Consider the following 22665-nt stretch of genomic DNA (forward strand, 5'->3'; position numbering starts at 1 on the left):
GGTTGAGAAGATTTCACTCTGGCGATAGGGTGCTTGCAAAGAGCGAGTGCGCGAAGGACCGTGAATGAAGATCAAGCTGGATGAAACGTCGAGCCAGGAGCATGCCCATGCGGTTCGTCAGGCCCTGTCCCAGAATCCGCATGCGGTGCGCGAGCCGAAGGAAAACAATCTCGAAATGGCGATCGGCCATGAGGTTCGCGCCTATCGCAAGAAGCTCGGCATTACCGTAACCGACCTTGCTGCCGCGACCGGCATTTCGCTCGGCATGCTGTCGAAGATCGAGAACGGCAATATCTCGGCATCGCTGACGACATTGCAATCGCTCTCGCGCGCCCTCGGCGTGCCGTTGACGGCCTTCTTCCGCCGGTACGAGGAGCCGCGCAACGCCGTCTTCGTCAAGGCGGGGCAGGGCATCGAGCTTGAGCGCCGCGGCACACGCGCCGGCCATCAGTATAATTTGCTCGGCCATATCGACAACAACAGCAGCGGCGTGATCGTCGAGCCCTATCTCATCACGCTGACCACGGATTCGGATGTCTTTCCGACCTTCCAGCATGAGGGCATGGAGCTGATCTACATGCTGGACGGAGAGGTCGTCTATCGCCATGGCGACCAGCTTTTCCCGATGCAGCCGGGCGACAGCCTGTTCTTTGATGCTGATGCGCCGCACGGGCCGGAAAAACTTGTGAAATTGCCGAGCCGATATCTCTCCATCATCAGCTATCCGCAACGCGGCAAGAATGACTGACTTGCCTTAAAAGAAAAAAATATTCCTGCAGGTTGAAAACCCAAAACAGACCTGATAGTCATTTTGCAGACGCGAAATGGAGGTTCTGTCATGTGCGGAATTGTGGGTCTCTTCCTGAAGGATAAAAGCCTGGAGCCGGCGCTCGGCGCGATGCTGTCATCCATGCTGGTGACGATGACGGACCGCGGACCTGATAGCGCCGGCATTGCGATCTATGGCGCAAGCAGCGGCGACAGCGCCAAGATCACCGTCCAGTCCGCCAAGCCGAAGAAGGATTTCTCGGGCCTTGAGGCTGAGCTGGAGAAGGAACTCGGCACGGAGGTCTCAATCGACATCAAGAGCACCCATGCCGTCGTCACCCTGCCGAAGGACATGCTCGAAGAGGGCCGCGCCGCTATCGCCGAGCTGCGCCCCGACATCCGCATTATGAGCAGCGGCGACGCGATCGAGATCTACAAGGAAACCGGCCTGCCGAAGGACGTCGTTTCGCGTTTCGCCGTCAATTCCATGGCTGGAACACATGGCATCGGCCATACCCGCATGGCGACGGAATCGGCAGTCACCACGCTCGGTGCCCATCCCTTTTCCACCGGCTCCGACCAGTGCCTCGTCCACAACGGCTCGCTCTCCAATCACAACAACCTGCGCCGCGAACTCAAGCGCGAAGGCATGACCTTCGAGACTGAGAACGACACCGAGGTTGCAGCCGCCTACCTGACCGCAGAAATGGCCAAGGGCAAGAATCTCGGCGAGGCTCTGGAAGGCGCCGTCGACGATCTCGACGGCTTCTTCACCTTCGTCGTCGGCACCAAGTCCGGCTTCGGCGTCGTGCGCGATGCGATCGCCTGCAAGCCCGCCGTCATGGCCGAGACCGACCGGTACGTCGCCTTCGGCTCCGAATACCGCGCGCTCGTCAACCTGCCCGGCATCGAGGCCGCGCGCGTCTGGGAGCCGGAGCCTGCGACCGTCTATTTCTGGGAACGCTGAGGGCTGCTGCGGCCGCCCTCATCCCATCGGCTCGATTTCATTTCAGGACGATTTCATGCCCACATTCGATCTTGCGGTGACCCCGCTTCGTGACCTCAATCAAGCCCTGCATGACGTGGCGTCAGGCGATAACGACCTGCAGTTCGACGTCGTCAATCCGCGCGGCCACCATGCCGTCGCCGCCGGCGTGCATGCGCCCGTCAGCATCGATATCCACGGCAGCGTCGGCTATTACTGCGGTGGCATGAACGAGGAGGCGGTCATCACCGTGCACGGCTCGGCCGGTCCGGGTGTCGCCGAAAACATGATGTCCGGCCGCATCACCATCAAGGGTGACGCCAGCCAGTATGCGGGCGCCACCGGCTGCGGCGGCCTGCTCGTCATCGAGGGCAATGCCTCTTCGCGCTGCGGCATCTCGATGAAGGGCATCGATATCGTCGTGCGTGGCAATATCGGCCACATGTCCGCCTTCATGGCGCAGGCTGGCAACCTCGTTGTGCTCGGCGACGCCGGCGATGCGCTCGGAGATTCCCTATACGAGGCCCGCATCTTCGTGCGTGGCAAGGTCGAGAGCCTCGGCGCGGACTGTATCGAGAAGGAAATGCGGGCAGAACATATCGAGCTTCTCTCCGCTCTGCTCGCAAAGGCGGGCATTACCGATGCGCTGCCGGAGGAGTTCAGCCGCTATGGTTCTTCCCGCAAGCTCTACAATTTCAACGTCGACAATGCCGACGCCTATTGAGTTTATCGAGGTTTTCCATGAGCTATCAGAACCCGCCCACAAAGCCTCGCCTTTCGGCAACCTTCGATGAATACACGATGTCGGAAATCCGCCGCGCTGCGGCGACCGGCATCTATGATATCCGCGGTGGCGGCGCCAAGCGCAAGCTGCCGCATTTCGACGATCTCTTGTTCCTCGGCGCCTCGATCTCCCGCTATCCGCTCGAAGGTTACCGCGAGAAGTGCGGCACCAATGTCGTGCTCGGCTCGCGTTACGCCAAAAAGCCGATCGAACTCAAGATCCCGATCACGATCGCCGGCATGAGCTTCGGTTCGCTCTCCGGTCCGGCGAAGGAGGCGCTCGGCCGTGGTGCCACGATCGCCGGCACCTCGACGACAACGGGCGATGGTGGCATGACGGAGGAAGAGCGCGGCCATTCTGAGACGCTCGTCTACCAGTACCTGCCGTCGCGCTATGGCATGAACCCGCGAGATCTGCGCCGCTGCGACGCGATCGAGATCGTCGTTGGCCAGGGTGCCAAGCCCGGCGGCGGTGGCATGCTGCTCGGTCAGAAGATTTCCGACCGCGTCGCCGAAATGCGCACGCTGCCGAAGGGTATCGATCAGCGTTCGGCAAGCCGTCATCCCGACTGGACCGGGCCCGACGACCTTGAGATCAAGATCCTTGAACTGCGCGAGATCACCAACTGGGAAAAACCGATCTATGTGAAGGTCGGCGGTGCGCGCCCCTATTACGACACGGCCCTTGCGGTGAAGGCCGGTGCTGATGTCGTCGTGCTCGACGGCATGCAGGGCGGTACTGCGGCAACGCAGGAAGTCTTCATCGAGCATGTCGGCATGCCGACGCTCGCCTGCATCCGCCCGGCCGTGCAGGCGCTGCAGGATCTCGGCATGCACCGCAAGGTGCAGCTCATCGTTTCTGGTGGCATCAGGAATGGCGCCGATGTGGCGAAGGCTCTGGCGCTCGGCGCCGACGCCGTCTCCATCGGCACGGCCGCCCTCATCGCCATCGGTGAGAATGATCCGCGCTGGGCGGCCGAATACGAGGCGCTGCACACGACGGCGGCCGCCTATGACGACTGGCATGAAGGCAAGGACCCGGCCGGCATCACCACGCAGGATCCGGAACTGATGAAGCGCGTCGATCCGATCACCGCCGGTCGTCGCCTCGCCAATTACCTCAAGGTCATGGCGCTGGAGGCGCAGACGATCGCGCGCGCCTGCGGCAAGAATCATGTCCACAATCTGGAACCGGAAGACCTCTGCGCATTGACGATCGAGGCTTCCGCAATGGCGCAGGTGCCGCTCGCGGGAACGAGCTGGATACCGGGCAAGGGAGGCTACTGATTTCTACCGGCCGGGCAAAAAGTCCGGCCGCTTCGCATCCATAACCAAAGTGTCTCTGAGAAATCCAAAGGGGAACGAGAATGACACTGGACCTTGCTGCTTTTGCGAAAGACAAAGGCATCAAATATTTCATGATCAGCTATACTGACCTTTTCTCCGGCCAGCGCGCCAAGCTGGTGCCGGCGCAGGCGATTGCCGGCATGCAGGAAGAGGGTGCGGGTTTTGCCGGGTTCGCTACCTGGCTCGACATGACGCCCGCCCATCCCGATCTCTTTGCCGTTCCCGATGCCACCTCCGTCATCCAGCTTCCCTGGAAGAAGGACGTCGCCTGGGTAGCGGCCGATTGCATGATGGAGGGCACTCTCGTGGCGCAGGCGCCGCGCAATGTGCTGAAGAAGCTCGTCAATAAAGCCGAAGCGGCGGGCAAGCGGGTCAAGACCGGCGTCGAGGCCGAATTCTTCCTGATCACCGCGGACGGCGAACAGATTTCCGATGGCCGCGACACGGCTGAAAAGCCCTGCTACGACCAGCAGGCCGTCATGCGCCGCTACGACGTCATCGCCGAGATTTGCGACTATATGCTGGAGCTCGGCTGGGGCGCCTATCAGAACGACCACGAGGATGCCAACGGCCAGTTCGAGATGAACTGGGAATTCGACGATGCGCTGAAGACGGCCGACAAGCATTCCTTCTTCAAGTTCATGGTCAAGTCGATCGCCGAAAAGCACGGGCTTCGCGCCACCTTCATGCCGAAGCCCTTCAAGGGCCTGACCGGCAATGGCTGCCATTGCCATATCTCGGTCTGGGACAATGATGGCGAGGTCAACGTCTTCGCCGACAGGACAGCCGAATTCGGCTTGTCGGCGGAAGGCAGGCACTTCCTCGGCGGCATCATGAAACACGCTTCGGCGCTTGCCGCGATCACCAACCCGACCGTCRATTCCTATAAGCGCATCAACGCGCCACGCACGACCTCGGGCGCCACATGGTCGCCGAATACGGTAACCTGGACCGGCAACAACCGCACCCACATGGTGCGCGTGCCAGGCCCCGGCCGCTTCGAGCTGCGCCTGCCTGATGGTGCGGTCAACCCCTACCTGCTGCAGGCAATCATCATTGCGGCCGGTCTTGACGGGCTGAACAGCAAGGCAGATCCCGGTCCGCATCACAATATCGACATGTATGCGGAAGGGCATCTGGTGAAGGACGCGCCGCGTCTGCCGCTGAACCTGCTCGATGCGCTGCGTGCCTATGACGCCGACGAGGGTCTGAAGGCTGCGATCGGAACCGAGTTCTCCGCCGCCTATCTCAAGCTCAAGCACCAGGAATGGAATGCCTTCTGCTCGCATTTCACCCAGTGGGAACGCGATAGCACGCTCGATATCTGAGCCGACCGGTTGAGGTTTTGACATCAAGCGCCTGCGGGCCGGAGCATCAACGCGCCGGCCCGGCTGGTGGCCTATGCTTCAAGTGACGAAGGAAGAGATGGCATGAAGAGCTACGTACTGACGGTATCCTGCAAGTCGACGCGCGGCATCGTTGCAGCGATCTCGGGTTATCTCGCCGAACAGGGCTGCAACATCGTCGACAGCTCGCAATTCGACGATCTGGACACTGGCCAGTTCTTCATGCGCGTCTCCTTCATTTCCGAAGAAGGCCTCTCCGAGGCCGATATCCGCGCCGGCTTCACCAGCATCGCCACGCGCTTCGGCATGACTTACGATTTCCACGACAGCGAGAAGCGCATGAAGGTGCTGCTCATGGTGTCGCGCTTCGGCCATTGTCTCAACGACCTGCTCTACCGCTGGAAGATCGGCGCGCTGCCGATCGATATCGTCGGCGTCGTCTCCAACCATTTCGATTACCAGAAGGTCGTCGTCAACCATGACATTCCCTTCCACCATATTCCCGTTACCAAGGCCAACAAGGTGCAGGCGGAAGCCCATATCATGGAAGTGGCTGAGCAGACCGGCACGGAACTGATCGTGCTCGCTCGCTACATGCAGATCCTGTCAGACGAGATGTGCCAGAAAATGTCGGGCCAGATCATCAACATCCACCATTCCTTCCTGCCGAGCTTCAAGGGCGCCAATCCCTATAAACAAGCCTATGAGCGCGGCGTGAAGCTGATCGGCGCCACGGCGCATTATGTGACGGCCGATCTCGACGAAGGCCCGATCATCGAGCAGGATACGGCGCGCATCACCCATGCGCAGAGTGCCGAAGACTACGTTTCGATCGGCCGCGATGTCGAAAGCCAGGTGCTGGCGCGCGCCATCCACGCCCATATCCACCACCGTACCTTCATCAACGGCAATCGTACCGTCGTCTTCCCGGCAAGCCCGGGCAGCTACGCCTCCGAGCGCATGGGCTGAGCCATGGTCAAGGTCATCGACGGCAAAGAAGTCGCGGCATCGGTCATCGAAGCCGTGAAATCGGCAAATGCTGCGCTTGAAGCCGCCAAAGGCATCAAGGCCGGGCTTGCAGTCATCATCGTCGGCGACGATCCGGCGAGCCACACCTATGTCAGCTCGAARAGCCGMATGGCCAAGGAATGCGGGTTCAAATCCATCCAGCACACGTTGCCGGTGGAGACAAAGCAGGAAGAACTTGCAACGCTCGTCGCCTCGCTCAACGCCGATCCCTCGATCCATGGCATTCTCGTGCAACTGCCATTGCCGAAACATCTCGACAGCGAGCCGATCATCCAGTCGATCCTGCCGGAAAAGGATGTCGACGGCTTGAGCGTCGTCAATGCCGGCAAGCTCGCGACCGGCGACCTGAAGACGGGCCTCGTCTCCTGCACGCCGGCCGGCGCCATGGTTTTCGTTCGTCGCACCCACGGTGAGGATCTTTCGGGCCTTAACGCGGTCGTCATCGGCCGYTCCAACCTGTTCGGCAAGCCGATGGCACAGCTYCTGCTSAAYGCCAAYGCGACRGTYACCATCGSYCATTCGCGCACGAAGAACCTCGCCGAGATCTGCCGCAACGCCGATATTCTGGTGGCCGCCGTCGGCCGTCCGGAAATGGTCAAGGCCGACTGGGTGAAACCCGGCGCCACYGTCGTCGAYGTCGGCATCAATCGCATCGCGGCACCCGAGCGRGGCGAGGGCAAGACCCGCCTTGTCGGCGACGTCGCCTTTGCGGAGGTCGCGCCGGTTGCCGCAGTCATCACGCCGGTKCCGGGTGGCGTCGGCCCGATGACGATCGCCATGCTGATGGCCAATACGGTGATTGCCGCCCATCGCTCGGCAGGGCTGACGCCGCCGATATTCTAACGAAAGTGCCGTTGGGACAGCCGACAAAAATCACCGGGATCGGCTTGCCACAGCGTGAAAGACGAATATAGTCAGGAAATAAATATTCCGTAGAGGAAATAAGAGGGAACGGAAATGGCATTATCTTGGCGTTTCTCCGCCTTGGCGGATCGGCATCGCGCTCTGGGATCGAAGCTCGAGGACTGGAGCGGTATGGGAACCGCCTGGACCTACGACAAGAACATGTCAGACGAGCATGTCGCGGTCCGCACCAAGGCCGGCATCATGGATGTCTCGGGCCTGAAGAAGGTGCATCTGGTCGGCCCGCATGCGATCGCCGTGCTCGACTATATCACCACCCGCGATATGACGAAGATCTATCCCGGCCGCTCGGTCTACGCGACCATGCTGAACGACCGCGGCCACTTCACCGACGATTGCATCGCCTACCGCACCGGCCCGAATTCCTGGATGCTGGTACACGGCTCCGGCTCCGGCCATGAGGAACTCATCAAGCAGGCAGCGGGCCGAAACTGCGCCGTGCTCTTCGACGACGACCTGCACGACCTGTCGCTGCAGGGCCCGATCGCGGTCGATTACCTCGCCAAATATGTGCCCGGCATCCGCGACCTCAAATATTTCCATCACATGCAGACGACGCTGTTCGGCGCTCCTGTCATGATCTCGCGCACCGGCTATACCGGCGAGCGCGGCTACGAGATTTTCGTGCGCGGCCAGGACGCCGTCATGGTCTGGGACCGGATCGTCGAGGAAGGCAAGGAGATGGGCATTATTCCCTGCTGCTTCTCCGTGCTCGACATGCTGCGTGTCGAAAGCTACCTGCTGTTCTACCCCTACGACAATTCGCAGATGTATCCCTTTGCCGACCAGCCGCCCGGCGACAGCCTGTGGGAGCTCGGCCTCGATTTCACGGTCAGCCCCGGCAAGACCGGCTTCCGTGGCGYGGAGGAACATGCACGGCTGAAGGGCAAGGAACGCTTCAAGATCTTCGGCATGCTGATCGATGCCGACGGCCCGGCCGATCTCGGTGATGAAGTCTATGCCGACGGAAAGAAAGTTGGCGTCATCACCTGCCCGAGCTATTCTGCGTTGACGAAGAAGTCGATGGCAATCGCCCGCCTCGACGTCGACAAGGCTGTGCACGGCACGAAGCTTGAGGTGCGCGGCAAGACCCTGAAGACCAGCGCGACCGCCCATACACTGCCCTTCGACGATCCGGAAAAGAAGAAGAGGATTGCCGTAGGTTAAGGAGCTTGCGAATGCTCGTTGCAGGCATCAAGAGCCGACCAGTCTACAAGGGCTTGACCATCCAGCCGAACGCCCGGCGGCACATTTTCGCGCTCGAAGGGGAGGGTGCCAAGGCTCTCCTCGATCAACGGGCAGCACTTGACGACGCGGCCCTTTCCCGCAGCGAGGTCCTCTATGTCGCCCGCGGCTCTAAAGCGTCCGGCCTGGACGAGGCACTCCGCCATCTCGGCTCCGACATGTTCTTCACCGCGCCGACAATCGCAACGCTGCTCTTCCGATTAAAGGGTTCGCTCGCCACCGCCCATATGGGCACGCGGCTCTATATCGCGGGCACGGAAGGCTTCATCGGCCAGGCGATGCTCGTGGCGCTCGACTGCGGCATGGACCATGCCTCTGTCATTACTGAGCATCGCGGCTCGCTGGCCCGGCGCGTGCAATGCGTCCATTGCAAGGGCATCACCGACGACGTCACCAGCAGCCCGTTTGCCTGCAGCCATTGCGGGCTGACGCTTCTGGTGCGCGACCATTATTCGCGCCGGCTCGCCGCCTTCCAGGGCGTCAATATCGATGCGGAAGAGCCTGGCAGCGCGCCCGATCCGGAGGAGTTGTTCCTTTGAGCGGTGGTACAGAAATTCCCGTCCGCGTGGAGCGGATCACACCGATCGCCGAACGCGTCAAACGTTTCCGCTTTGAGCGCCTGGATGGCAAGCCGATGCCCTATTTTTCCGGCGGCGCCCATATCATCGTCTCGATGAACGATGGCGGCCATATGCGCCGCAACGCCTATTCGCTGATGTCACCGCCGCATGATTGCGCGGCCTACGAGATCAGCGTGCTGCATGTCGAGGATTCACGCGGCGGCTCCACCTTCATGCATGAGAAGGTCAGCGAAGGTGATGAGCTGAAGGTCAGCTATCCCGTCAACCTGTTCCAGCCGGACTGGCGCGGGCGCAAGCACCTTCTGATCGCCGGCGGCATCGGCATTACGCCCTTCATCGCGATGATGGAGCAGTTTTCCCGCGAAGGCGCCAATTTCGAACTGCATTATGCCATACGCACGCGCGACCGCGGCGCCTACTGGCGGGAACTCCAGGAGCGCTACGGCGGACATCGCATCAAGATCCATTGCGATGCCGAAGGCGGCGCCATCCCCCTGACGCGTCTGCTCGACAGCCAACCGCTCGGCACGCATCTCTATGTCTGCGGACCCTCGGGCATGATCGACGGTGTGCTGAAAACCGGGCTCAACGCCGGCTGGCCGGAGCAGAACCTGCATTCGGAACGGTTCCTGTCATCGCTGCCCGGCAAACCCTTCGCGATCGAGTTGCTGCGGTCCGGCAAGACCGTGAAGGTCGGCCATCACGAAAGCATGCTGGAGGCGATCGAGGCGGCGGGGGTCGATGCGCCCTTCCTCTGTCGCGGCGGGGCCTGCGGTCAATGCGAAACCGCAGTCGTCACCTGCGACGGCAAGCTGCTGCACAATGACATCTATCTGACGAGCGAAGAAAAAGCATCCGGCCGCAAGGTGATGATCTGCGTTTCCCGTTTCGAGGGAAACACGCTGCATCTTGATCTCTGACGGCATTGGGAAAGCGGAACAAGGAGACCGGACATGGCAATCGTCTTCAAGCAGGAAACCTTCCGGAACGATTTCAGCTATCGGAACAGCCCGGAAAACATCCGGCGTTTTCCGTTTCCCTTCGACCGCGACGAATACATGTATTCGGTCAATATGGAACCGCATGTGCACGGCCGGGCGGGAACCGTCTACGAAAGCCTGATCGACGTCGACGAGCATTACGTCGCCGAGATGCACGACCGGGCGCTGGTGTTGAAGGAAGATCCGCTGCGCTACCAGGCGCTGCCGCATATGATGAGCGCGCAGTGGGATACGCTCGAACTTTTGATGGAAGAGCAGGCGGCAGGTTATCCCGATCACTTCACGCTAATCCGCAACGGCGACCAGTGGCGCTGGATCAACCGCCCGCTCGGCATCGACGACAGCTTCACCTTCGGCGATGCTTCGACGCTGCCCTATGAGCCCTTCGAATATATCACCCGCCAGGCCCAGGGCGATTTCTGCATCGTCGACCAGCGCGACGGTAATCTCTGGATGGATGCCGGCATGGTGACGACGCAAGCCGACTGGTCGCTCGATTTCGATATCGGCATGAACTTCATGGAATGGCATGGGCCGGTGCCGCTCGCTCACCAGATCGGCGTCTTCGACCGGGCTTTGAAATTTCTCCTGAATCTGCAACAGGGCAAGCCGACGCGGCGCTTCAACTGGACGATGACGATCAATCCGCGGCTCGACACCAGCCCGGAGAATTATCACAAATGGGGTCCCGACCGCATGACGGTGACGCCTGACAATGTCGGCGAGAAGGTGCATCTGCGCGTCGAGTTGCAGAGCCTGTGGCGCCTGCCGCGCTCGAACGCCATCCTCTTCGTCATCCGCTGCTACCTGATGAATATGGAAGAGCTCGTTACCGTGCCGAAATGGGCGCGGCGCTTCCCGCGCGTGCTGAAGACGTTGCCGCCGGAGCTCATCGACTACAAGGGCCTCACCCGCTTCCGCGAGACGACGATCGACTGGCTTTCCAAATACGACGATGGGGCGCCAACCAGCCCCGGCATCTATCCGGACTGAGGCGCAGCGATGCGCACCAACGCCGTGCGTCTTCTCAGACGCGCAAAATAGGCAATGACATATAATCAAGAGGGGAATGCTTCATGACAAGAGTTGCCGTCATCGGCGCCGGTCCTTCCGGGCTCGCCCAGTTGCGGGCCTTCCAGTCGGCCGCGCAAAAGGGTGCGGAGATCCCGGAGATCGTCTGCTTCGAAAAGCAGTCCGACTGGGGCGGGCTCTGGAACTATACCTGGCGCACCGGCCTCGACGAATATGGCGAGCCGGTCCATGGCAGCATGTATCGCTACCTCTGGTCGAACGGGCCGAAGGAATGCCTGGAATTCGCCGATTATTCCTTTGAGGCGCATTTCGGCAAGCCGATCGCTTCCTATCCGCCGCGCGCCGTGCTCTGGGACTATATCAAGGGCCGCGTCGAGAAGGCGAATGTCCGCCATTGGGTGCGCTTCAATACGCCGGTGCGCATGGTGCGTTTCGATGAGGACACGAAGAAATTCGCGGTCACTGCGCACAACCGCCTCGAAGATCGCATGTACGACGAGGAATTCGACTATGTCGTGGTGGCGAGCGGCCACTTCTCGACACCGAACGTGCCTTATTTCGAGGGCGTGAAGACTTTCAACGGCCGTGTACTGCACGCCCACGACTTCCGCGATGCGCTGGAATTCAAAGGCAAAGATATCCTCATCGTCGGTCGCAGCTATTCGGCCGAGGACATCGGCTCGCAATGCTGGAAATACGGCGCGAAATCGGTGACGACGAGTTACCGCTCGAAGCCGATGGGCTTCAAATGGCCGGAGAATTTCGAGGAGCGGCCGCTGCTGACCAGGCTCGAAAACCGCACGGCGCATTTCCTCGACGGCTCGACCAAGGAGGTCGATGCGGTGATCCTCTGCACCGGATATCAGCACCATTTCCCCTTCCTGCCCGACGATCTCCGATTGAAAACCGCCAACCGCCTCTGGGCCGACCATCTCTACAAAGGCGTGGTCTTCGACAGGAACCCGCAGCTATTCTATATCGGCATGCAGGATCAGTTCTATACCTTCAACATGTTCGACGTGCAGGCCTGGTGGGCCCGCGATGTCATGATGGGCCGCATCACCCTGCCGCCGGAAGAGGAGCTTAAGGCCAATTTCGACGCATGGCGCGCCCGCGAGGAGACGCTTGAAGATGCCGAGCAGATGATCTGGTATCAGGGCGACTATGTGAAGGAACTGCTCGCCGAGACCGATTATCCCTCTTTCGACATCGAGGGGACGAACAAAACCTTCATGGAGTGGGAACACCACAAGGCCCACAACATCATGGGCTTCCGTGACCATGCCTACCGGTCGCTGATGACCGGCAACATGTCGCCGACGCATCACACACGCTGGGTCGAGGCGCTCGACGATTCCATGGAGGAATATCTGCGCAACTGATCTTTCCCAGGCTCCCGCGTAACCGAGAAAGGGTCGTCCGTCACGGCCCTGTCCGGCGTGTTTGAAATGAGACGAAGCAAACCCGATCTGCAACTCATTTTCTCAAGGCGTGGTCTTCATGGATTTTCAGAGCAGTGTTCTCGGCCGCATGAGCGGTTTTCTTTATCGCTGCCGTGCGGATGAAAACTACACGATGCTGGAGATGACCGATGGCATCGAACGCATCTTCGGCTATCCGGCCGAAGAGATCATCGGCAACAGCACACGCACCTTCACCTCGATCATGTGCGAGGAGGACGTGCCGCTAATGGATGAGGTCGTCGGCAGCGCGCTGGAAAGCCGCACCGACTGGACGATGGAATATCGTATCCGCCACCGCGAGGGACATCATGTCTGGGTGACGGAGACGGGCGGAGGCGTCTGGGACGAAAACAGCGAGCTGCTCTATCTCGAGGGCAGCATTATCAACATCGAGTCGCTCTACCAGCGCATTGACGAGCAGACTGCGGGTATGCGCATCACTGCCTCAAAGACCAACGAGATCCTGCACTCGCTGCGCTATCTGAAGCTGCTCGCCGTCAATGCCGGTATTGAGGCGGCAAGGGCAGGGACGGCGGGATCCGGCTTCGCCGTGCTCGCCGCTGAGATGCGTCAGCTCGCCAATTCCTCCGAAGAGGCCGCAAGGGCAATTACCAGTGCCCAGCGCAGGGCGGAATAAAGGTTTTTACGAACGCGGCCGGGTCTTCTGCGGGTCGTAGTGCGACAGCGGCACCACGGTCGCCGGCAGGCGTTTCTGCTGGCCATCGAGCTTGCCGATCTCAACCTCGGTGCCGATGGCGGCATGGGTGACGTTGATACGGGCAAGTGCGATCGTCTTGCCGAGGATCGGAGAGCGCGTGGCGCTGGTGATAACGCCGATTTGGGCGCGGCCAACATGAACGCAATCGCCATGGCCGACCGCATCGTTCGCCTGTATGTCGAGACCGACCATCAGGTGGCGCGGATGCTCCTTGCGGGCTATCAGCGCCTCGCGGCCGATGAAATCGTCCTGCTTGGACTTGAGCGGCACGGTGAAGCCGATGCCGGCCTCGAAGGGATCGGTCTGATCGTCGAATTCGTGATGGGCGAAGATGAGACCTGCCTCGATGCGGACCATGTCGAGCGCTTCCAGTCCCATCGGCTTCAGCCCGTAAGGCTCGCCGGCCTTCCAGACGGCATCGAAGACGGTCAGCGCATCCTTCGGATGACAGAAGATCTCGTAGCCGAGTTCGCCGGTATAGCCGGTACGCGAGACGACCACAGGGGCGCCTTCAAAGCCGCTGATCCGGCCGACCGTGAAGCGGAACCATTCGAGCTCGCCGATATCAGGCTGGCGTGGTGCCGTCCAGATGATCTCCTTGAGGATGTCGCGGCTCTTCGGTCCCTGCAGGGCGATATTGTGCATCTGGTCTGTCGAGGAGCGGACCCAGGCCTTGAAGCCCTTCTTCTCGGCCTGTTCGCGCAGCCATATGCCGCTGTAGTCGTCGCCGCCGATCCAGCGGAAATTCTTGTCGCCGAGGCGGAAGAGTGTGCCGTCGTCGATCATGCCGCCGTGCTCGTAGCACATGGCGGAATAGACGACCTGTCCGGTCGACAGCTTGCGCACGTCGCGCGTCAGGCAGTATTGCAGCAGTTCCTCGGCATCCGGGCCCGTGACTTCGAATTTGCGCAACGGCGACAGGTCGATGACGGCGGCCTTCTCACGGCAGGCCCAATATTCCTCGACGGGACCTGCGGAGGAAAACCGGTTTGGCAGCCAGTAGCCGCGATATTCGGAGTAATCCCGCGTCAGTGCCGAGAGGCGGGGGTGGAAGGCGGTTTCCCGCGTCAGTTCTGCGTCGGCGTCAGGGGTCATGCGATAGGCTACCGCTCTTGAGAATTTTTCTTTTCCGGAGAAGGTGCGCACGTGGATATCGGTCGGATCCCAGCCGTTGGCGGCGTCGATATCGTCGGGGCAGGAGGAGGAGACGCAGACGAGATCGGTCAGCGCCCGCATCAGCACATAATCGCCCGGCCGCGACCATGGCTCGTCGAGATAAAGCTGGTTGTTGTGGTCGATATTCGTATTGTAGAAATAATTGAGCGCCTCCCAGCCCTTCCGGCCGGGTATGCCGTAGGGCGCCAGCACCGCATTGAAATTGTCGGTGCAATTGACATGGCCGGGATAGCCCATGTCGTCATAGTAGCGCGAATTGCAGGCGGTCGCGAAGGCATCATGGCGGCCGACCGTATCCTGGACGATCTCCACCAGTGGCTCGAAATCGCGGTCGAAAGCCTTGGACGGCAGGCCGGGGGCGGGATAGCTGCGGCCAAGCAGGGTGCGGGTGACAGTGGAATCGAGCGCAAGATCAAGGCCCTTGTCGACTTTGCGGGCGGAAAAGGCCTGGAAATCGGTGCATTGCCGGCCGTAGACATCGATGATCTGGATGAACTCTCCGGCACGGACGAAATAGGCCGATGCTGTCGCCGCCCTGATGCGGATGTCCTCGATCGGATCGGCCATCGGCTCGGGGAGGGCCGCGGCATAGTCGCGGATCAGCGTGCTGCGCCTGATGCGGATCTCGATCGGCGTTGCCGTATCCTGCGCGTCAGGCGACATCGCTGCTGCCGGTGCGGCGGCAATCAGCAGACCCTTTATCGTGACCGCAAACTCCGCCTTGCTGCCAGGAGTGGAGGCTTCGCTGAAAATGCGGATCGCACCTGCCGTGGCGAGATCGGCACAGCGTCGCTCAAGCGCCGTGCGGGTCCGGGCGGCGCCCTCATGACCTGAAGAGAGAATGGCCTTTAGTCCTTCGGCCGAACCGGTGAAGGCTGCGCCGAGGCCGGCCGATTGAAACTGGCCATTTTCGTCGAGGAAGGAAAGCTCGCAGGCCTGTCCACCTTCGCTGTCGATCAGGGTGACGTGGTCGCCTGCCTCGACGCGAACAACAAGGGATCCACCGCCCTTGCAGCGGTAACGCTCGACACCTTCGGGGAGCGCGGGGATACCGGGATAGCGAATGATGCTTGCCGACACGGGTCGCACCCCTGATATCCCGGGATGGAGATCTCGCATGTGGTCCTCATGAGATTGATGTGCCCTCCGGCACGGAAATCATGCTGACAAAATGCCGCCCGAAAGTAAAGGGATGTTGACTAAAAAGAAAATATCTTCACTATGCATAAAGGGTCGAGACTCGGAAATCCGCTCGGGAGCGCGGATCGAGAAAATGCCGGGCAGCCCATGCATGCCACGGGAGGCACGTTCAGGGAGACGTACGCAAAGTTACGTCCCGAACAAATAGAATGGGGAATTTCATCGATGACGGATATCGTGGACGCCGGCGTTGCCGCCGGCACCGAAGGTAAACTTATACGCGCGCTTGACTGGAAGGGCGCGTTCTGGGTGGCAGCCGGCGTGCCACCACTTGTTCTCTTCTCCATCGGCGGTATTGCAGGCACGACCGGCAAGCTCGCCTTTGTGGTCTGGATCATCTCGATGATCATGGGCTTCCTGCAATCCTTCACCTATGCCGAAATCGCCGGCATGTTCGGCAACAAGTCGGGCGGCGCATCGGTCTATGGCGCCACGGCCTGGCTGCGCTATTCGAAATTCATCGCGCCGCTGTCCGTCTGGTGCAATTGGTTTGCATGGTCGCCGGTGCTTTCGCTCGGCTGCGCCATTGCGGCCGGATATATCCTCAATGCCTTCTTCCCGATCCCGGCAGCGGATTCGCAGGCGGTCCTCGCCTGGATCAGCGCGCATGCCGCTTCAATTACGGCCGATAGCCCCCGCGTTGCCGAATATATTGCTGCCCATGCCGGCACTTCGCCTGAGGATGCGGTCAAGGCGTTGCTGAGCGCTGACGGTATCGCCGCGCTGACGCCGGCAGTCCGCAGCTGGTCACTCGTCAGCTTCAGCATTCCCTTCCTCGCCACCGCCAATATCAACGCCACCTTCTTCATCGGCGGCATCCTGATGCTGATCATCTTTGCGATCCAGCATCGCGGCATCTCCGAGACGGCGAGCGTCCAGAAATGGCTGGCGATCATCGTGCTTGTGCCGCTGCTCATCATCGGTCTCTATCCGATCATCAGTGGCCAGATCGTCAGTGCCAACGTCACCGGGCTGGTTCCGCCGACGGCGGCCTATGCCGGCACCGACGGTACCTGGAGCAATGGCGGCTGGACGCTCTTCCTCGGCGGTCTCTATATCGCCGCCTGGTCGACCTACGGTTTTGAGACTGCGGTCTGCTATACACGCGAACTGAAGAACCCGAAAACGGATACCTTCAAGGCGATCTTCTATTCGGGCCTTGCCTGCTGCCTGTTCTTCTTCCTCGTACCTTTCGCCTTCCAGGGCGTGCTCGGTCATGCGGGCATGCTTGCGCCGGGGATCATTGACGGGACGGGTGTCGCCGAGGCGCTCGGTGGACTGATCGGCGCCGGCCGTGTCGTCACCCAGCTTCTCGTCGTGCTGATGATCATGGCGCTTTTCCTCGCCATCATGACGGCGATGGCGGGCTCCTCGCGCACGCTCTACCAGGGCTCGAAGGATGGCTGGCTGCCGAAATATCTCGACCATGTCAACGAACACGGCGCCCCGACCCGGGCGATGTGGACGGACTTTGCCTTCAACCTTTTCCTGCTGGCGATCGCGTCCGATGCTGGCGGCTATTTCTTCGTGCTCGCCGTCTCCAATGTCGGTTACATCATCTTCAACTTCCTGAACCTTAATTCCGGCTGGATCCATCGCATGGATTCCGGTCATGTCGAGCGCCCCTGGAAGGCCCCCACCTGGCTGATCGGCCTCAATACCGTGCTTGCCTTCGTCAACGCGCTCTTCCTCGGCGCCGGCGCCAAGGTCTGGGGCTATGCCAACGCGCTCTGGGTCGGCTTCATCTTCGCCGCGCTTATCCTGCCGGTTTTCGCCTATCGCCACTATGTGCGCGATGGAGGCAAATTCCCGCCCGGTGCCATGGACGACCTCGGGCTCGTGGGCCAGGATCTCGGCGTCAAGAAGGCCGGCATGTTGCCATACCTCGCTCTTGCCGCTGGGCTCGCCATCGTCCTGATCGCGAACTGGATCTTCCAATTGCCCGTCTAGGGACTGTCCGGCCGGTATTCTGAAGGATTTCTCTGATGCGTGGCCTCGCACCAGAGAAATCTACGACGTTCGATACCAGCAAGCGGTACTCTCTTCGTCGACGGGATGCAGCACATGTTGACACGAGAGCGAGAAGATCGAAGCTATACGGGTCCCTGATCAATTCCTGGGCGAATTCGGACTGCGGCGCAGGCAGCGTTCGAGAGAAATTTGACAGTGCCCTTCCCTGTCGTCGATGAAGTCCGCTTCGAGGCGAAAGCCCTTCCATTTCGCGCAATCGCGTCGCAGGTCCGCTGCCGGTCGATCGATCACGCGAGATCCCCATCCTTCACTGGCTGGTGGGCGAGGATGTCGCGGGTGCAGCATCTGGTCCATATACCGGTCCACATGCAATCCTGGCCGGGCTGGGACCGGCGTTCGCGCATCGTCTTCATCGTCGATGGCATTGCACCGGCGGCGATCGAGCGATCGTTCAACGCCTTCAACGGGCTCGGTGCGGCACAACGCGCGCCGGAGCGGGTCGAGGAGATGCAGCCATGAGAAAAATGCCGACGCCGAAGAGTTTCCCAATACAGGGGGCCGGATCAAGCTGCGCATCCTGGGCACGGCGATCTCGCTGCTGGAAGAACTTCGGCTCGGTGTCGAGCGCGATCTCGGCATGGATATTAAATTCGACAACCAGGACTTCATGACCGCCCAGCACAAGGCGGCGCTGGAGCCGATGGCCTGCGACATCTACGACCAGTGCTTCCACAACCTCGACATCGTCTGGCACTGGCGCGCCGTACAGCCGATCGACATCGAGCGGATTACTCTCTGGAACGAGATCACTGATCTGACCAAGACGGGCCGCATCGGGCCGAATGCCCGGATCGGGCAGGGCGATCTACGAATTTGCCTTCTTCGGTGCATGCATTAAGTTACGTGGCGCGACGGACACACCGATGCGACCAGTGGCGATGCCACTGACCTGAGCGCAGAGGCCGGATGGTGACATGCGGATGGAAGTGAAATTGATGATCGTGAGCCGGCAGTGGGAACCGTGATAACAGCACCACTGTTCAAATCCATTCAGGGCCACCAATTCGGTAAGGCAGCTTACCGTCCGAGGCAGGCAATGTGGCCGCCGGTCTGCTCGCGAGCGTCAGAGGCGGGTGTTTCCAACAGACGTGACCTCGCGATGTGAGGGTGGTGTTGTGATAACGCGGAGGCGGTGCGGTGCTATCGCCTAATGTTGTCTAATCGTGCCAAGCCGAACTAAAGCATAGCCCGCACCGCCAATTTGAATCAAAAGGTCTGCTCTCATTTCCCTCTCGGTGACGACCTTGATTTTGGTCCATTTGTCTATCTTGGTATCGAGCGGAACAGGCAAGCCCTCTCGTAACAAGAGGGTGAACTCGGGCGCTCTCTCCGACTTATAGATGCAAATCCTCATCGCACGGCACCCCAACTGCACAGATTTATGACAGTTATATTGCAGTGCGCTATCTACTATTGCAATGCCGCAGAATCTTCTTCGCAAACATGCCCAGCTAGATTGCCGTCCTACCGGCAACATGCCGCCGCATCTTTTGGCTCTGGGCCTGAGTCCGACTTGACGGTCGGCCGATCAGCTTTCGCAAAGCTAGCAAGAGCACACCTCGCGTGACGATATAGTCGAGATCGGGTGATCGCTCGTGCGGCCGAGCAGGTAAGGAATAGTACACCTCGATCCGCAGTGACGAATGGCTAGCGGTGGCTAACAAGTCACGTGTTCGACCGGTACAGACCGCTTCGACGATCGTCGGAGACACTGCCGCGGCTGCGACATGAAATCATGCAGCGATGCGATCCCCAAAGTCGGAATCGTCGAATTCATGTTGTCTCGTCTTCCAGTATTTTGACAGGCCGGTCCCACTGGATGAGCACGACACAGCCGGTATCGCTCCAGACCGAATGCTCAGTGCCCGGCGCATTGACGATGTAGCAGCCGCGGCCGTAATCGCCCGCTTCGTCGGATTGGACCCCATCCAGAACGAGAATTGTCTCCAGACCCTCGTGCCGATGACGGGGAACCGAGGCGCCAGCCCCGTATTTCAACAGTGCCACGCCGGGCTGATCGCCTTCGAAGGGGCGTATCCAGTGGATCGTCACCTCCTCGCGGAACGGACCGAATTCCAGCTCCTTCCAGCCACCGGCTGTGACCAGTTCGCGGGTCGTTTCAGGCATAAGCGATGCTCTCCAGGATGTCGTCGACATGGGCCGTCCAGCCGACGATCGCACCCTGGGCGCGGATCATGGCGATGGCGGCCGCCTTGAATTCGGGGAAATAGCTTTCCGTCGCTTCTTCGGCGAGCAGACATTCGTAGCCGCGGTCGTTTGCCTCTCGCATCGTCGTCTGCACGCAGACTTCGGTTGTCACGCCTGCGAACACTAACTGTTTGATACCCTTCTGCTGCAGGACGTCGCAGAGCTCAGTGGCGTAGAAGGCACCCTTACCGGGCTTTTCGATGACGATTTCGCTCTTGAGAGGGGCGAGCTCCGGCAGGATTTCGGTTCCAGGCTCGCCGGTTATCAGGATGCGGCCCATGGGACCCTCGTCACCGATGCGGAGCGCTGGGTTGCCGCGGTTGCGTTTTGCCGGCGGCAGGTCCGATAGGTCGGGTTTGTGGCATTCCATCGTATGGATGACCGGCAGGCCGGCATCGCGGAAGCCCTGGATGAGACGTTTGACATCGGGCACGATCCTGGTGATGCGGCTGACATCGTTGCCGAGACTTGCGCCGAAGCCGCCGGGCTCGGCAAAATCGCGCTGCATGTCGATGACGATGAGGGCAAGCCTGTCGTGTTTCACCGGAAAGGGGAAGGGTTCTGCCTTGATCTCCGCCATCAGTGATGTCCCGCCATGTGGGCGCCGATGACGCCGATATCGGCGGATAGGGCCGGCGTCTCGTAAACCAGCTTGCCGTCGGATATCACCATGATGCGGTCGGACATTTCGAGCAGTTCATCAAGGTCCTCGGAAAGCAGCAAGACAGCGGTGCCCGAATTGCGGGCTTTCATGATGCGGGCCCGGATTTCGGCGACAGCCGAAAAATCGAGGCCGAAACAGGGGTTCGAGACGATGAGCAGATCCACCTCGCCGGTCAGCTCGCGAGCAAGCACGGCGCGCTGCACATTGCCGCCCGAAAGGGCCGCGATCGGCGAGGAAGAGGAGGCCGTCTTCACTTTGAAATCCGAAATCAGGTCCGTGGCGCGCTTCTTCATCTTGCCCTTGTTCAGCCAGATCGCGTCCTTGCCGTCGGCTTTCAGGTCGAAGGTGCGGAAGGCGAGGTTTTCGCTGACCGTCATGCGCGGGGCACAGGCGTTCTGCAACGGTTCCTCGGGGATGAAGCGGACATTGTTCTTGCGGGTCTCGGGCCGGGTCGCTCCGTAGGTCTCGCCGTTGACGCTGACACGGCCGGTATCTGTCGGCCTTTGGCCGGCAAGGATTTCCGTCAGTTCCTTCTGGCCATTGCCGGATATGCCGGCAATGCCGACGATCTCGCCAGAGCGGACCGTGAGATTGTCGATCTCGATGGTCTTGAGTCCCGATCGGTCTGGCGCCTTGATCTGCTCGACCGTCAGCACGTATCTGGCACTTTCAGTAACGGGAATGCGGGTGTCCAGTTCGGCCAGCTTGWCGTCGCCAATCATCATCGCCGCCATGTCGGCGGTGGAAAGCTCACCTACCTCGCCAGTGCCGACGAGCTTGCCGCGCCGCAGGACCGAAACGGCGTCGGCAAATTTCGTGACCTCGTGGAACTTGTGGGAGATCATCAGCACGGTCAGCTCGCCGCGCTTCGTCATGGCGCGCACGAGGCCGAGCATCTCGTCGGCCTCGGCGGGTGTCAGCACCGAGGTCGGCTCGTCGAGCACCAGGAAGGATCGGCCGAGATAGAGCTGCTTGACGATTTCGAGCTTCTGCTTCTCGCCGGCGGCAAGCTCGCTCACCGGGCGCTCGAGCGGGATCTTGAAAGGCATACGCTCCATGAAGGCGGCAAGATCCTTGCGCTCCTTCGCCCAATTGATGATGGCGGGCACTTCGGCGCGACTGATGACGAGGTTTTCGGCACCCGTCAGTGACGGGACCAGTGTGAAGTGCTGGTAGACCATACCGAGGCCATAAGTTGCCGCATCCTTCGGCGAAGCGATCGCTACTTCGCGGCCATCGACGGAAAGTGAACCCGATGTTGCGTGGTAGAAGCCCATGATGCATTTGACGAGCGTCGATTTGCCAGCGCCATTTTCGCCGAGCAGCGCGTGGAAGCTGCCTGGGGGCACCTTGATCGACACGTGGTCGAGCGCGGTGAAACTGCCGAAGCGCATCGTCATGTCGATAGTGTCGATGCCGACTGCCTTGCCGGATTGCGGAAGGGGGGTGTCGCGGACTGTGCTCATGGCAGCTGGCTCACGAGCGTTTGCGAATTGGAGACGGAGCCGAAGACCCCGCCCTGCATTTTGACCATCTTGATTGCGGCCAGATGATTGCCGTAATCGGTCGCGCCGCAGCAGTCTTCCAGAAGCAGGCATTCGTAGCCGCGGTCGTTCGCCTCGCGCATGGTGGTGGAAACGCAGACATCTGTGGTGATGCCGGTCAGGATGATGTTCTCGATGCGCTTCTGGTTGAGGATCAGTTCCAGATCGGTAGCACAGAAGGAGCCTTTGCCCGGCTTGTCGATGATCGTCTCGCCCTCGATCGGATAGAGTTCCGGAATGATGTCCCAGCCGGGTTCGCCGCGTGTGAGGATGCGCCCGCACGGACCGGGGTCGCCGATGCCTGCACCGATGCGCTGCGAGCGCCAGCGCTTGTTGGCCGGCAGGTCGGCAAGATCGGGGCGATGGCCCTCTCGTGTGTGGATGATATGGTAGCCCTTCGCCCGCATCGCGGCCAGCGTCTTCTTGATGGGATCGATGGGCGCTTGGACCAGCGAGAGGTCATAGCCCATGTGATCGACATAACCGCCCTTACCGCAGAAATCCGTCTGCATGTCGATGATGATGAGTGCCGTATTATCAGGCCGCAGGGCGCCGTTATAGGGCCAGGCATAGGGATCGGCGTCGATATAATGTCCTTTGGTCCTGACCGTGGCGTCCAT

General features: G+C 60.7%; 21 protein-coding genes. 16 read left to right on the forward strand and 5 right to left on the reverse strand.

Annotated features, from left to right (window positions below):
- Positions 1 to 64: 64 nt before the first annotated feature.
- The 13 genes from AC1D35_RS12775 (at position 65) to AC1D35_RS12835 (ending at position 13141) form a co-directional block, all read left to right on the forward strand.
- Positions 65 to 748 carry a helix-turn-helix domain-containing protein gene (locus AC1D35_RS12775; protein ID WP_037098373.1) on the forward strand — a complete coding sequence of 228 codons (684 nt, stop codon included), beginning with the start codon at positions 65 to 67 and terminating at the stop codon, positions 746 to 748.
- Between the two features lie 90 nt (positions 749 to 838).
- Positions 839 to 1735 carry a class II glutamine amidotransferase gene (locus AC1D35_RS12780; RefSeq protein ID WP_113309949.1) on the forward strand — a complete coding sequence of 299 codons (897 nt, stop codon included), beginning with the start codon at positions 839 to 841 and terminating at the stop codon, positions 1733 to 1735.
- Between the two features lie 55 nt (positions 1736 to 1790).
- A complete protein-coding gene (locus tag AC1D35_RS12785) occupies positions 1791 to 2477 on the forward strand; it encodes a GltB/FmdC/FwdC-like GXGXG domain-containing protein (protein ID WP_113309950.1) in 687 nt (228 codons plus the stop codon).
- A 17-nt stretch (positions 2478 to 2494) separates the two neighbouring features.
- A complete protein-coding gene (locus AC1D35_RS12790) occupies positions 2495 to 3823 on the forward strand; it encodes an FMN-binding glutamate synthase family protein (RefSeq protein WP_477854910.1) in 1329 nt (442 codons plus the stop codon).
- Between the two features lie 80 nt (positions 3824 to 3903).
- On the forward strand, positions 3904 to 5211 hold the full coding sequence (glnT, locus tag AC1D35_RS12795) for a type III glutamate--ammonia ligase (RefSeq protein WP_477938652.1): 1308 nt from the start codon (positions 3904 to 3906) through the stop codon (positions 5209 to 5211).
- 102 nt (positions 5212 to 5313) lie between these two features.
- The gene (gene purU, locus AC1D35_RS12800) at positions 5314 to 6198 is read left to right on the forward strand and encodes a formyltetrahydrofolate deformylase (RefSeq protein ID WP_477938653.1); all 885 of its coding nucleotides are present in this window, start codon (positions 5314 to 5316) and stop codon (positions 6196 to 6198) included.
- A gap of 3 nt (positions 6199 to 6201) precedes the next feature.
- Complete coding sequence (gene folD, locus AC1D35_RS12805) at positions 6202 to 7101, forward strand: bifunctional methylenetetrahydrofolate dehydrogenase/methenyltetrahydrofolate cyclohydrolase FolD (RefSeq protein ID WP_477938654.1); 900 nt, start codon at positions 6202 to 6204, stop codon at positions 7099 to 7101.
- A 114-nt stretch (positions 7102 to 7215) separates the two neighbouring features.
- Positions 7216 to 8349, forward strand: coding sequence for an aminomethyl transferase family protein (locus tag AC1D35_RS12810; RefSeq protein ID WP_477938655.1), 1134 nt, complete (start codon positions 7216 to 7218; stop codon positions 8347 to 8349).
- Between the two features lie 11 nt (positions 8350 to 8360).
- Positions 8361 to 8966 (forward strand): dimethylamine monooxygenase subunit DmmA family protein, encoded by a 606-nt coding sequence (locus AC1D35_RS12815; protein ID WP_477854525.1) that lies wholly within the window; start codon positions 8361 to 8363, stop codon positions 8964 to 8966.
- Positions 8963 to 9928 (forward strand): PDR/VanB family oxidoreductase, encoded by a 966-nt coding sequence (locus AC1D35_RS12820; RefSeq protein WP_477854526.1) that lies wholly within the window; start codon positions 8963 to 8965, stop codon positions 9926 to 9928. The genes AC1D35_RS12815 and AC1D35_RS12820 overlap by 4 nt, the downstream gene beginning before the upstream one ends.
- A gap of 33 nt (positions 9929 to 9961) precedes the next feature.
- On the forward strand, positions 9962 to 11002 hold the full coding sequence (locus AC1D35_RS12825; protein ID WP_477938656.1) for a heme-dependent oxidative N-demethylase family protein: 1041 nt from the start codon (positions 9962 to 9964) through the stop codon (positions 11000 to 11002).
- Between the two features lie 83 nt (positions 11003 to 11085).
- Positions 11086 to 12423 (forward strand): NAD(P)-binding domain-containing protein, encoded by a 1338-nt coding sequence (locus tag AC1D35_RS12830; RefSeq protein WP_477938657.1) that lies wholly within the window; start codon positions 11086 to 11088, stop codon positions 12421 to 12423.
- Positions 12424 to 12541: 118 nt separating this feature from the next.
- Complete coding sequence (locus tag AC1D35_RS12835; protein WP_477834999.1) at positions 12542 to 13141, forward strand: PAS domain-containing protein; 600 nt, start codon at positions 12542 to 12544, stop codon at positions 13139 to 13141.
- Between the two features lie 6 nt (positions 13142 to 13147).
- Here AC1D35_RS12835 and AC1D35_RS12840 read toward each other — a convergent pair whose 3' ends face one another.
- A complete protein-coding gene (locus AC1D35_RS12840; RefSeq protein ID WP_477938658.1) occupies positions 13148 to 15517 on the reverse strand; it encodes a DUF1989 domain-containing protein in 2370 nt (789 codons plus the stop codon).
- A gap of 246 nt (positions 15518 to 15763) precedes the next feature.
- Here AC1D35_RS12840 and AC1D35_RS12845 point away from each other — a divergent pair, with 246 nt between their 5' ends.
- The 3 genes from AC1D35_RS12845 (at position 15764) to AC1D35_RS12855 (ending at position 18467) form a co-directional block, all read left to right on the forward strand.
- Positions 15764 to 17548, forward strand: coding sequence for an APC family permease (locus AC1D35_RS12845; protein ID WP_477938659.1), 1785 nt, complete (start codon positions 15764 to 15766; stop codon positions 17546 to 17548).
- Between the two features lie 216 nt (positions 17549 to 17764).
- Positions 17765 to 18088, forward strand: coding sequence for a CobW C-terminal domain-containing protein (locus AC1D35_RS12850; RefSeq protein WP_477938675.1), 324 nt, complete (start codon positions 17765 to 17767; stop codon positions 18086 to 18088).
- On the forward strand, positions 18042 to 18467 hold the full coding sequence (locus AC1D35_RS12855; protein WP_477938660.1) for a hypothetical protein: 426 nt from the start codon (positions 18042 to 18044) through the stop codon (positions 18465 to 18467). The genes AC1D35_RS12850 and AC1D35_RS12855 overlap by 47 nt, the downstream gene beginning before the upstream one ends.
- 935 nt (positions 18468 to 19402) lie before the next feature.
- Here AC1D35_RS12855 and AC1D35_RS12860 read toward each other — a convergent pair.
- The 4 genes from AC1D35_RS12860 to biuH are packed head-to-tail and all read right to left on the reverse strand — an operon-like array spanning position 19403 to position 22665.
- On the reverse strand, positions 19403 to 19756 hold the full coding sequence (locus tag AC1D35_RS12860; RefSeq protein ID WP_113295900.1) for a cupin domain-containing protein: 354 nt from the start codon (positions 19754 to 19756) through the stop codon (positions 19403 to 19405).
- Positions 19749 to 20417 (reverse strand): cysteine hydrolase family protein, encoded by a 669-nt coding sequence (locus tag AC1D35_RS12865; protein ID WP_113295899.1) that lies wholly within the window; start codon positions 20415 to 20417, stop codon positions 19749 to 19751. Before AC1D35_RS12865 ends, AC1D35_RS12860 begins: the two co-directional genes overlap by 8 nt.
- Complete coding sequence (locus tag AC1D35_RS12870; RefSeq protein ID WP_477938661.1) at positions 20417 to 21967, reverse strand: ABC transporter ATP-binding protein; 1551 nt, start codon at positions 21965 to 21967, stop codon at positions 20417 to 20419. The genes AC1D35_RS12865 and AC1D35_RS12870 overlap by 1 nt, the downstream gene beginning before the upstream one ends.
- Positions 21964 to 22665 (reverse strand): biuret amidohydrolase, encoded by a 702-nt coding sequence (gene biuH / locus AC1D35_RS12875; protein ID WP_113295897.1) that lies wholly within the window; start codon positions 22663 to 22665, stop codon positions 21964 to 21966. The genes AC1D35_RS12870 and biuH overlap by 4 nt, the downstream gene beginning before the upstream one ends.

Source organism: Rhizobium sp. P1_E6, assembly GCF_056405875.1.